The 12571-nt window shown below is 50.3% G+C and carries 7 protein-coding genes; 5 read left to right on the plus strand and 2 right to left on the minus strand.

Features of this window, described 5'->3' with window-relative positions; all coding sequences use genetic code 11:
* Window positions 1-73: 73 nt before the first annotated feature.
* Both JOD55_RS00765 and JOD55_RS00770 read right to left on the minus strand, forming a co-directional pair.
* Window positions 74-3241, minus strand: a complete 3168-nt coding sequence (locus JOD55_RS00765) for an endo-beta-N-acetylglucosaminidase (RefSeq protein ID WP_204397762.1) — start codon at window positions 3239-3241, stop codon at window positions 74-76.
* A gap of 196 nt (window positions 3242-3437) precedes the next feature.
* Window positions 3438-4460: a substrate-binding domain-containing protein gene (locus tag JOD55_RS00770; RefSeq protein ID WP_204397764.1), complete on the minus strand. Its 1023-nt coding sequence runs from the start codon at window positions 4458-4460 to the stop codon at window positions 3438-3440.
* A gap of 140 nt (window positions 4461-4600) precedes the next feature.
* Between JOD55_RS00770 and JOD55_RS00775 the strand changes: the two genes are divergently transcribed.
* The 5 genes from JOD55_RS00775 (at window position 4601) to JOD55_RS00795 (ending at window position 12561) form a co-directional block, all read left to right on the plus strand.
* A complete protein-coding gene (locus JOD55_RS00775) occupies window positions 4601-7870 on the plus strand; it encodes an alpha-mannosidase (protein WP_204397766.1) in 3270 nt (1089 codons plus the stop codon).
* Window positions 7867-9099, plus strand: coding sequence for a glycoside hydrolase 5 family protein (locus JOD55_RS00780; protein WP_204397768.1), 1233 nt, complete (start codon window positions 7867-7869; stop codon window positions 9097-9099). The genes JOD55_RS00775 and JOD55_RS00780 overlap by 4 nt, the downstream gene beginning before the upstream one ends.
* Before the next feature lie 54 nt (window positions 9100-9153).
* On the plus strand, window positions 9154-10434 hold the full coding sequence (locus tag JOD55_RS00785) for an ABC transporter substrate-binding protein (RefSeq protein WP_204397770.1): 1281 nt from the start codon (window positions 9154-9156) through the stop codon (window positions 10432-10434).
* Window positions 10435-10660: 226 nt separating this feature from the next.
* The gene (locus JOD55_RS00790) at window positions 10661-11695 is read left to right on the plus strand and encodes a carbohydrate ABC transporter permease (protein WP_204397772.1); all 1035 of its coding nucleotides are present in this window, start codon (window positions 10661-10663) and stop codon (window positions 11693-11695) included.
* Window positions 11692-12561 (plus strand): carbohydrate ABC transporter permease, encoded by an 870-nt coding sequence (locus JOD55_RS00795; protein WP_204397774.1) that lies wholly within the window; start codon window positions 11692-11694, stop codon window positions 12559-12561. Before JOD55_RS00790 ends, JOD55_RS00795 begins: the two co-directional genes overlap by 4 nt.
* Window positions 12562-12571 lie beyond the last annotated feature (10 nt).

Here is a 12571-nt window from a genome sequence, read left to right on the forward strand (position 1 = left end):
ACCTATTTTCGGTTGCATGAACTTTTATTTTCGTATGCCCGAAATTTTATACCTACCAGAAGAGTCTTGTATATTAATGCAGGTTACATTGCATGGCTGACCAAAAATCTGCTCTGCGACTCCCCGTTATTTGAATCGACATTTTCTTCGAATTTCCGGACTCGTCCGTAGCAGTTACGACGACGTTGCGCACACCTTTCCAATTTGGAGTACCAAAAATTGTTCCTGTTTTTTCGTCAAAGACCAGAGTTTTTCTTGCAGCCCTCTGTGCGCAATGAGTGGAAAGTTTCGGAACAGGCATGCTCAATCTTCCCACATGCTGTGGGTCTTCTACTGTTACAGACACTTTGACTGTGCCAATATTGTCTCGCGTGGTGATCTGGATCGGCACTATTTCTCTGCCCGGCAGAACTACCTGTGCGTTCCATGGCGTTCCCCAAACTTCCGGAGCAGCCTGATCTACAATTTTTAGCCCTTGTCCAGTAGGAACGAGTTCCACAGGTTGCGAAACATTACCCGCATAATCGGTGAGCGTATAGGAAATGCTATTAACCACCGATCGATCCACGGTCAAACGCCCGTTTTCATCATTATTTCCCCAACGAGAATTATTATTCTTACCACGAGTTGCAACCCATGTTTCATCGCCATGCGAGGTTATTTTTTGCCAATCAGTGGACGTTGGATTCTGCAGGTGGAAATTTCGTTCAGAGAGGAGTTTTATGTCATTTATCAGCATTGGAGCGGCATAACTATCGTGATACCTTCCTCTTTGGCAGGATTCTTTAACCGAGCCGCTTTCAATTCCAAGCGGCTTCACACAGATAAGGAATCGTTCACCCTCCAAAGGTGCAGGAATAGTCACATCGGTTTGGGATGCATCAACTCTAACTTTAGCTTCTCCATGATAGGGGTTAGCAGAATCAACATAAAGGGTTTTTAGACGAATCTCGTATCCACGCACATTCGATACAGGATCCCACGAAACACTCACAGCACCAGCATTTTTTGCCTGCACAAAATTTCCCTGCTCATCAAGTGCAGTGTCGATAGTGAGATTCTGCGGCAACATTGACTGCTTTACAAGCACTTTTGCAGGTGCAGATGATTGTCCATCTTTACCAATTGCACGCACCTGAAGTACAAAATCGTCTTTTGTACCCACATTCTTCACATACCGCGAGCGCCCATATCCACGGCCCAGTTCGCGCACAGCTCCATCTTGATCCACCGCTTCCACTACATATGAATCTACCGAGTCAAATGACGCAGCTTCCCAAGAGATATTCATCTGGCCGTCTGCGTAATACTCATCTACTCGCAGCCCTCGTGGCGCTTTTGGCGCAGGTAAGCCGTCACTGATGGCAAGCTTCCCTATATTCACTTGTGTCGATTGTTTATCTTGAGCTGCGTTTTCTACTTGAATTCCTAAAGTTACAACCTTTTGCCCCGAATACTTTCCCAGCTCAACAACGGATTCTTGCCAATTCCTTGACGAATCTCCTAATGGGAAGGTAACGACTTCAGTTGGAGCATCAGCGAATACCACGGCTAGCTGCACATTTGCATAAGCTTGCGTATTTTTCCACACCACAGCCGCTTTTGAATTCAGATCTAAACTCAAATCCGTCTTGAACAGTCGAATTGTTTGCGGTTGTGAGGCAGCACCATAAAGAACGAGCGAACTTCCTCCATCATATCCGCCAATCGGCACGAAAGGAGCTTGGATAGTTTTACCCCACACATCGGTTCGCAGTTCTTTGCCATAATCAAAGTCTGCTTTCAGTGTGGGTTTGTCATTCGAAGTTATCCACCATTGCCACGAGGGAAGAATCGACTGCGCGCCCATATTGGAGAACTTTTGTTCAGAGCTAATTCGCCCATTTTGGTAAGTGCGCATTCCTTTACCTGTGTTAAACACCGAATAAAAGTTTTTCCCGGAGATCACCGATCTGGCCGGCACAAAATCTGCCACTCCGATCCACCCAGTCTTGGTAATTCCCACATCTTCTCTGGTAACGAGATTTTCTGCGCCCGTGGATGTCACATCCTGTTTCGGACCCGAAAAATACATACGTTCGCGTTCAGAAATCATCCATTGATAGGAATCTTGCTGCATAAACGGCAAATCTTTATCTTTTCTGCCTGTTATTTGCTCAATTTGATCATCTAATCCGCGCTGATAGTAGTCCGACGGCGTAAATAACGCTATCGATGTGAGAGGAGAATGATTGGCTTGCGAGATAAAACCTTTATCCACACCTCCCGTTCCGGAAAAACCGGTCTGATTGGCTTCTACTCCCGCAAAAACTTCCCGATATGGGTCAAAGCCGTTAGCTGTAGCCCATGCATTCATCGCTTTACCGTCATTGCCATAGTTAACGAATACTGAATTGTGGATTCTTCCATGTTTAGGATCTCGTAACCACTGAGCTTTATCTGCGTTGAACTGCGAGTTTGTATCGTACCACTGTGTGTAAAGTCCTTGACGCGTCAGAAAAGCCATGAAATCTTTGAACTCGCTCGGATCAGTCCCACGCTCTTCTTGATTTAAAAAGTACCCGTCAAATCCATAATATTTCGCCATTTCCACAAGCTTTTGAGCGATGACGTACCCGTGAGATTTTGGATCTTTGTCAAACATTTCACCGAAAGTAAGACCCGGCCGGAAATAGGGATCGAAATAGATGACGGCAATAGATTTTACTCCATTACGGTGCGCCGCATTTGTATATTCAGGTGTGGGTATGCTCAGAATTCCAAACTCGAATCCCCGATCCTGCCAATTCGACGATGCCGGATCGTAAATTGATTGCGGAACGCCGTGCGAAGCCGCACCATGCCACGGAGACCAGTAATCGGCGTACTGCCAAAAATTGAATGTGTGATCAGAAAAAGTGTTGTTGTACGGAGTGGATCCGAAAAAGGAGTTTCCATAGTCCCCTTGCATCAACATAATTTCTGATTTACCGTCAAGCATTGGTTTTACTTGAGTGTGCGCATTGGCGGGAATTCTCTTTTGAAGAGGTATAGTTGCTCGTAATTGCTGGGCAAAGGGATCTGAGTCAGGACTCCAATCTCGGATGCTTTGAACTCTATATCCTGAGACGACGGGTTGTGCAGTACCCACTGCAGCTTCACCTAACGGCGGATAGGAATCTGCAGCATATGCCGGCACAACCGCAGCAATAGTGAGGAAAAATGTGGAAATAACTGCTATTCGACGACGCACGGAACGCATGCCAAGCCCCTTCGCTTTGGTCAACTTCAGTTCAACATCAACCGATCAATCCAGAAACTAAATCGGTTTAGTGAACTCTAGCCTAATCAATAGCAAGAGACATTGACAAGGATTTTTCGCAAATCGCCCAAACTACCCCAAAGCAGAGAATTTTCTTCCCATCAGTTCGCAAATCAAATCAACTCAGCGAGTCGAGTTAGCGACGAACGCTAATCACCATACCCATGCTTGAGGCGCGCTCAATCAAACGTGCACGCTCTTCGCGAATGGGGTAATACTCGCCATCGTCAAAGAAACGAGCAAGCACACTACCAGCGTGTTCACCAAGTGAACGTGCAGATTTGCTCACTGCAGAAATAGGCGGATTGAGCACTCTACATACATCCGAATCCTCACAGGACACCACGAGCACATCCACACCGACTTTCAACCCACAGTTTTGGATTGCTTGAACACCACCTAATGCCAAAATCTCATTGTCAAATACCAGCGCATCTGGTGGCACTGACGCAGCCAGCAAGCTTTCCACCACACTGTAGCTGGAAGCCTCTGTGACGTCCACGTCCTGCGCAATCACAGCGTCCATACTAAATTTTTGCGCTCCTGTTCGAAGTGCCTTAAACCGTTTTTGTGTGTGCAAAAGCGCGCCATTTCCAGCTACATAACCAATTCTTTGCACACCTTTTTCGTCCAGATGCTCAACAATAGCCCTGATCATCGCCGCATCATCAGCAATCACAGCACCAAATCCCGGAAACTGTTCACCAACAATCACTCCAGGTAATCCTAACTCTTGCAGAAGCGCCAAGCGAGGATCGTCAGCTCGAGGATCAATCAGCACAACGCCATCGACTTTGCGCTGTGCCACCCAACGTCGATACATAGACAGTTCTTCAGCAAGGTTTTCAGCTGTATGGAACACCAGATCAAGACCCGCTTCACGCAATGAACGCTGCAATCCCACGATGAATTCAAAAAAGAATCGCTCATTGGAGTACGCAGATTCAGGTCGAGCAATCACCAGCCCAACAGCACCAGCTCGCGAACCAGAGAGCGCAATTGCCGCAGCATTTGGCACCCAACCAATATTTTTAGCCGTTTCAAGAATCCGCTGCCGGGTCGCATCAGACACTCCCGCACGTCCGTTAAGCGCGAAAGAGACAGCAGCAGGGCTGACCCCAGCCAATTTGGCAATATCCTTGATCGTTGGTCGCGACACTCGCACCCCTATTTGCTTAATCGTTTAATTTCCTAGAAACACTTTCGCACAAATTTCACGCAAAGTCTTGCACTAAAACGGTTTAGTTCATATGCTACAGAATAAGAGATTTCAATGAGGCACTCTCATGAGGAGGATCCGTGCACGATAACCGTCAGATTCTTACGCAGCGCGTGGAACGCACTCTGCGCGAGAAGGTCCTGCCTGCACAGCACACCGTCGTCGCCCCACTTGATATTAAGTACTGGCGCGTCCCCCGCGAAACGCACACTACACAGGGCGTATATACAACGCCCGAAAAGCAGGATACACACGCAGCACAAGGAATCCATACACAAAATCGCATCGTTATTGGTGAGCCAATTGACTTCACCAAGATTCCTTGGAGCGAATTTGAGCATATAAATGCAGGCCAGTCATGGGGTGCGCCGTGGGAAACAGTCTGGTTTACAGTAAAAACCACGATCCCTGATCTCAGTGCCTCTGAATCAGCTCCTAACAACCCCTCTAAATTCACCCTAAACAGCACAGACGTATTCGAAGCAGTGATAGACCTCGGCTGGGCCGATCATTCTGCAGGCTTTCAATGCGAGGGGCTAGTACGTAACCAAGCCGGTCAAGCGATTAAAGCCCTCAATCCTAAGAACCGTTGGATACCGCTACCCCAAAATCCAGGCGAAACAGTCGAGTTCAACATCGAAGCCGCCGCGAATCCGCTACTACTAGCAGTTCCGCCATTCCAACCATCCTACGACGGCGATAAGCTCACGTCGTCGCTCACAGACCTCTACACTCTGGCACAAGCCGATTTAACAATCCGCCACAGCGATGTTTATGCATTAGCGCTCGATATTTCTGTGCTCATTGAGCTAATCAACGCTCAGCCACATTTCGGTGACCGCGAGTGGAACATCTTGCACTGCCTGAACCGAGCGCTCGACGCTCTCGATCTCAACGATATTCCCGGAACTGCTCACCACGCACGTGAAATTCTTGCTCCTGAGCTGGCCAAACCGGCGCTTCCAAACGCGCACAGGCTCAGCGCCGTCGGGCACGCCCACATCGATTCGGCATGGCTGTGGCCAATTCGAGAAACAAAACGCAAGGTAGTGCGAACGCTAGCGAACGTCGTCCGCCTGATCGAAGATGGCACTGGATTAGTTTTTGCACTCCCCGCCGCACAACACGTCGCATGGGTTAAGGAACTTGATCCTGAATTATTTGAAAGGATTCGCGAGTGCGTGCGAACAGGTTCGATCGTGCCAGTTGGCGGAATGTGGGTAGAGCCTGATGCCGTTCTCCCTGGTGGCGAAGCCATGTGCCGACAGTTAGTGGAGGGATTGAATTTCTTCCAGCAAGAGCTGGGTGTGCGATGCAAAGAAATCTGGTTGCCAGATTCGTTCGGCTATTCGGGCGCGCTTCCACAGCTTGCAAAAGAAGCAGGGATTGAACGTTTCCTCACCCAGAAGATTTCATGGAACCAGGTAGATGTGTTCCCTCATCACACGCTCGCTTGGGAAGGAATCGACGGAACTCGCATCTTCACCCACTTTCCACCTGCCGATACATATGGATCAGAAGTAACGGGCGCCCAGCTCATCCATGCTGTTGAGAATTTTAAAGACAAGGGCAAAGCTACATGCTCTTTGCTTCCTTTCGGTTATGGCGACGGCGGTGGCGGCCCTACCCGTGAGATGATGGAGCGACTCGCTCGTGTTGAGAATCTGGAAGGTGCACCGCGCACGGTTGTGGAATCTCCACATAAGTTCTTCGAGCGTGCCGAAAGCGACTACACAGACCTCCCTGTTTGGGTTGGTGAACTATATCTTGAGCTCCATCGTGGAACGTTCACATCTCAGATCAGCGTTAAGCAGGGAAATCGTCGGAGTGAAGCGCTCTTGCGTGAAGCTGAACTCTGGTGTGCTACGGCTGCTGCTCGCAAATTGATGGATTACCCCTACGAGGAATTGCAACTCGCATGGCGCGATCTGTTGTTGTGCCAATTCCACGATATTCTTCCTGGGACTTCTGTTGCATGGGCATATCGAGAGGTACGCGAGTTGCACGCTAAGCTCGCGGCGGTATGTGAGTGGTTGATTGGGCAAGCGCTCAGCGTACTTGCAGAAAATACACTTGGCCAAAACACTTTCGATCGTGACGCAGCCTGCGTGCCTACGGGCGGCGGCGTCGGAAATTATCAGCCTGCCATTATCGCCAATGCTTCGTCGTTCACGTGCCGGGGCGTGCAGCCAATGAGCATAGGAATTGCTGTAGGTGAACCTGCGCAACTCCATGTGGATAATGAGTCGCGCACTGTCTCCACCAAGTCGCTAACGCTCGTATTCGATGAGTCCGGCTGCTGCACAAGCATGCGCGACCACGCCGGAACCGAATACATCCCCGCAGGTGAACGAGCTGGCGAACTTCATCTTCACCAAGATTTCCCCAATATGTGGGACGCGTGGGATATCGATCCTTTCTATCGCGGTTCACGCACGGTAGTGAGCGATATGACTCTCGATTCGATTGAGGAAGACGCCGGTGAAGTGCGCGTTCACGCCAGCGCCCGCTTCGATTCGTCAGAAGTTCGGCTCACGTGGCGGATCACCGACGACGCGCTTAATCTTCACGTGGAAGCCAACTGGCATGAGCAGGAAAAACTCCTCAAGATCGCCTTCCCCACGAATATCCACACAGATCGCGCGCAATACGAAACCCAGATGGGTTATATCGAACGCCCGACGCACGAAAACACCTCATGGGATGCTTACCGATTTGAAGTTTCTGCACATCGTTGGCTGCGTTTAGCTAATTCTACACAGAGCCTGGCGATTGCGAACGACTCCACATACGGCTGGGATGTCACGCGACATGCCAATGCACAGCGTGGCACGTGGAGTTTGGTACGAGCAACGCTGGTGAAGTCGGCAAAGTTCCCTGATCCTGAGCAAGACCAAGGCCGACATTCGTGGAATTTCCGCATTGTTCCGGGGGCTTCGGTGCTGCGTGCCACGCAAGAGGGACAGACTCTAAATCTTGGTGAGCGTTATGCACGGCTCACAGGGGATTTAGCAGATGAACTCGCAGAGAATTTCGCAAGTAACTTTGAAGGCAACGTCGCAAGTACCTTCGTATGTGAACCGCTTATCGCAGTTGATGGTGCCATTGTTGAATCCGTCGCGCTCGCGCCGGATCGTTCGGGCGACGTCGTCGTGCGTATTTACGAAGCCGAAGGTGGACCGCGAGCGGCGAAATTGCGCATCAACCACGCTCACAACGTGCGTTGTACGAACTTGCTGTACGAAGACGTCGATAGCGCACCTCACATCGAACGCGACGGCGAAAACTACACACTTGAGCTGGGAGCATTCCAGGTCGCAACGTTGCGGTTCAGCTTGGAGGAGCAATGAAATTCGGAGTTAATTACACGCCACGTCAAGGCTGGTTCTATTCTTGGCTCGATTTTGACGCTGGTGCAGTGGCCGCCGATTTTGCACAGATTAAGAGCATCGGCGCAGATCACGTGCGAATTTTCCCGCTTTGGCCGCTCTTGCAACCCAATCGTAATCTCATTCGCACTGCGGCAGTGGATGCAGTGGTCACAACTGCACAGTTAGCGCATGAAGCAGGATTAGAGTCAAGTATCGACGTGCTACAAGGGCATCTTTCGTCTTTCGATTTCCTCCCCTCGTGGGTTTCCACCTGGCATGATCGCAATATTTTCACCGATCCGCAGGTTGTGGCTGCTCAGCAGGATCTCGTGCGCGTGCTCGGTGAAGCCCTACGAGATATTCCAGGCACCACGGGCTTGACGCTGGGCAACGAGTTCATGCAGTTTGCTGCTCAACGCCATCCGCACCGCCACAAGACTTCTCCCCAAGAGGCTTTGACCTGGCTTGATTCACTGTTGGGCGAAGCGAAACGAGTCTGGCCGCACGGGCGTCACGTGCAATCGCATGACGACGATCTATGGTTCGAACCATCGCAACCATTTGGCCCGCAAGCAGCAGTAACACGTGGCGATTCCACTACTGTACACTCGTGGGTATTCGGCGCACTTGGTCCGCGCTACGGCGTTGACTCTCCCCTACTTCCGTGGTTTGCTCGTTATTTATGCGAACTAGCTGCGGCGTGGAGCAACGATCCACACCGGCCAATCTGGCTGCAAGAGGTGGGTGCTCCCGAAAACTACGTGTCGGTTGGGAAAGCTCCTGAATTCCTTATTGATACGGTTGATGCCCTCATGGGTGCTCGTGGCGGGGGCGTCAGCCCTAACCTTGAAGCCATTACCTGGTGGTGCTCACACGACGTCAGCTCTGAGCTAGTCGATTTCCCCTATTTTGAGCATTCGCTGGGTCTCATTGACGAACACGGAAATATTAAACCGATTGGCGAAGCTTTCAAAGTCTCGGCTAAGAAATGGGCTTTTGTTGACGACGCCGAGGCAAGTAATGTCGTGCGCCGCAACGCCGCACAGAACGAGGCCGGAGTTAAACGCGAATCGTTGACCGTCGTCGTCGATGAAAACACTCGAAACCTCAGCAACCCCTATGGTCAAATCTTCGACACATGGATTGACCTTGCTTTAGACGGCGATGTACGGGCGCTGCGGTTAGCTGATCGAGGAGGTGAGGATTAGTTTCTTTGCCGTCAAGACCAGACATCTTCAACAACACTCTTCAAAGGAGAAGACATGCGATTCAAAAAGTTTGCTGCTATTTCAGCAGTATGTGCTCTCGCATTGACCGCTTGTACGGGCGGTAGCTCAGACAGCAAGTCCGATTCGGCTTCCGGTAAGGGAGAAGTTGCGGGCGATATCACGTTCCAGTCGTGGAGCTTGAAGAATGACCGCTTCACGCCATATTTTGAGAAGATCATCGCCGACTTTGAAAAAGCAAACCCAAAGGTCAAGGTCAAGTGGATCGATCAGCCTGGCGATGGTTATGAGGACAAAATCCTCCAGCAAGCTAACTCCAATGAGCTGCCGGACGTAATCAATCTCCCGCCTGAGTTTGCATATAAGTTGGCGCAGGCAGATATGCTAACCGATCTTGAAAAGGCAGATGCAAAATCGCTTGACGCTTACGTTAAGCAAGCAACTGATGCGTACCGCTACCCAGGTATGAAGGGTCAGTACGCCTACGCTTGGTACTTAGGTACCGATCTGAACTGGTACAACACCGACCTGATCAAGAAAGCCGGCATTGATATCAACAAGCTGCCAACCGATCTAGATTCTCTCTTCGCTATGGCCAATCAGGTTGCAAAGGCAACTAATGGCCAGGTGAAGATGATTTCGGACGTGCCGCGAACCGGCACGCTGTCATCCGCCGGCGTGGAGATCATCAAGGATGGCAAGTTCGTGTTTAACTCGCCAGAAGCCGTCAAAGTAGTGCAGCGTTACAAGGACGCATACGCAGCAGGTGCAATGCCTGCTGAGGCGTTAAACGCGGATTACCAAGGAAACTCGCACCTCTACAAAGCAAGTAAGACGGCGTGGACCACCGCTTCGGCAGGTTTCGCTTCCGAGCTGGAGAAAGAAGCTCCATCGCTGCTAGCGACGACGGTAGCGACGCCGCGTATCGGTCACCCGCCGTTGTTTATTCAGGGAATTTCGGTTGCGAAGAACTCGAAGTCTCCTGAAGCCGCTCTTGCCTTTGCCAAGTTCTTGACCAGTAATGAAAACCAAATTGAGTTCGTGAAGATCGCGCAGGGCTTCTTCCCTGGTACCAACGAAGCGAATGCAAAGCCAGAATCCTTCACTGGTGTAGTGAAGAATGAATTGCAAAAGAAAGCAACTACCGCTGCCGCTGAAGCTTTGAGCAAGGCAACCCCTGAGTACCCGATCCAGTTCACCTATGACATGGACAAGTACCTTAAGCAGCAAATGGCACTTGCAGTCAAGGGCGAGATTGGTATTCAAGAAGCTCTTGACAAGGCTATGGACTACGCCAACAAGAACCTGCAAAAGTAGGCACAGTTCGCTTATGTAGGCACGCCTGCTGGAATAGCCACAGTTTGCTTACGTAGGCACAGTTCGCCAAACCTGGCAAAACTGGGCAGGGAATCGATTTAGCTGAATGGATTCCCTGCCCAACCAGCCAGCTCACAGGTTCGCTGTCGTCCCATTTTTCCCCTTCCTTTTCTCCTCCCCTCTCCGCTCTCACCTATATCTCAAATCCAAACCGCAAGGAAAAACTATGAAGTTTCAACGCTGGTATACGCCTTATTTATTACTCGCGCCAGCCCTGATCTGGGTGGCAGTTTTTGCGATTTGGCCGTTCTTGAATACGGTATATCTCGCTTTCACTGATGCGCGCCCGCTTCGCACACCACACTTCATTGGATTTGATAACTTCACACAGTTGTTTTCCGACGAACGATTCATATATGCACTGGTGACGAGCCTACTTTACGTTGTTTTATGCGTTCCACTGCTGACTTTTCTCCCTTTGCTTTTGGCGCTGCTTGTTGAGAAGAAGGTTCCCGGAATTTCTCTATTTCGCACCACGTATTATTTCCCGGTCATTGCGTCAGTTGTAGTGGTGGGAATCATTTGGAGTTGGCTTTTTGATTCTCGCGGAATTATCAACGAATCTTTGCAGTTTATTGGTATCACAGATGCTCCAATCGACTTTTTGATTGACCGGTGGCTCATTATTATTTCCGCTGCATCACTGACCATCTGGAAAGGCTTGGGCTATTACATGGTGGTTTATCTTGCAGCTTTGGGAAACGTGTCGAAAGAATTGTATGAAGCTGCTGCTCTTGATGGTGCCGGCTGGTGGCGCCGCTTTTGGAGCGTGACCGTTCCTGGGGTACGTGGCGCTATGATGCTGGTATCGGCACTGATCACCGTGGCAGCTATGCGCGTATTCTCAGAGATTTACGTACTCACGAATGGTTCGGGTGGGCCCGGTGGTAAATCTCAATCGATGGTAATGCTTATTCAGCAAACTGGCAAAGGCCTGAACGGAAATCTTGGCTACGCTTCGGCTATCTCTGTTGTGCTCTTCGCGTTAACAATCATTCCTTTGCTTTTCGTCTTGTATATCAATCAAGGCGAGGAAATCCGCGAAACGCTCAGAATTCGTAAGACGGCGAAGCTCGCACGTCGCACCGCAAAAGCTCGCGTGGCTAGTGGTCGCGTAGCAAGTGGTCACGTTACTACAGATGCGGCTCCCACAACCGTTGGCACCGACGTCGCCCCTGAAGAAAGGGAGAATCTGCAATGAAACAGTCGCGTTTTGAAATACTTCGCGGTAACGGGATTGAACGCTCGAGCACGCTGGGGATCATTGGACGCTATGCACTTTTAATTCTGATGCTAGTGATCGCAGTTGGACCTTTCTTGTGGCAACTGTCCACGTCACTAAAAGGGCCTTGGGAAGACATCTACTCCTTTCCTCCCAATTTGATACCACAAGATCCTACATTGGCGAATTATGGTGAAGTAACGCGCGCAATTCCAGTTGTGCAGTATGCGTGGAACTCACTGTTCGTCTCGGTCACGATGGTTATTACGAATATCGTATTTTCCACGTGTGCCGGTTATGCCCTCGCCAATCTTCGCTTCCGCGGGCGTGGCTTCGCACTCGCTTTTATCCTCTCCACGCTTTTGCTGCCTGGCGAAGTGACTCTCACCTCGCAGTACTTGACCATTAAGTCGATGGGCTTGGCAAATACGCTCGTTGGAGTATTTTTACCAACCGCCATCACCGCGATCAACGTGCTCCTCATGGCTACTGCCTGCCGCTCTATCCCATCCGCCGTAATAGATGCGGCCACGATTGACGGCGCAAATACTTTGCAACGGCTACGCTACGTGGTGTGGCCAAATGTGCGCGGAATGGCTTCCGTAGTGGCATTAATGTCGTTTATTCAAGCATGGGATGACTTCTTGTGGCCGCTCGTAGTTCTCTCCGATCCAGCGAAGTACACACTCACTGTGGGCATGCAGTACCTCAATTCTGCTTTTGCAGCTAACCCACGCGTTGTAGCAGCTGGAACCATGCTTGCTCTCCTGCCGATTATTGTGCTTTTCGCATTCACACAAAAGTTCTTTTTCCGTGGCGTTGCCGATGGTGCCGTGAAAGGATAATTCGAAAAAC

This window comes from Arcanobacterium pluranimalium, assembly GCF_016907845.1.
In the GTDB taxonomy this organism is placed as follows: Bacteria; Actinomycetota; Actinomycetes; order Actinomycetales; family Actinomycetaceae; genus Arcanobacterium_A; species Arcanobacterium_A pluranimalium.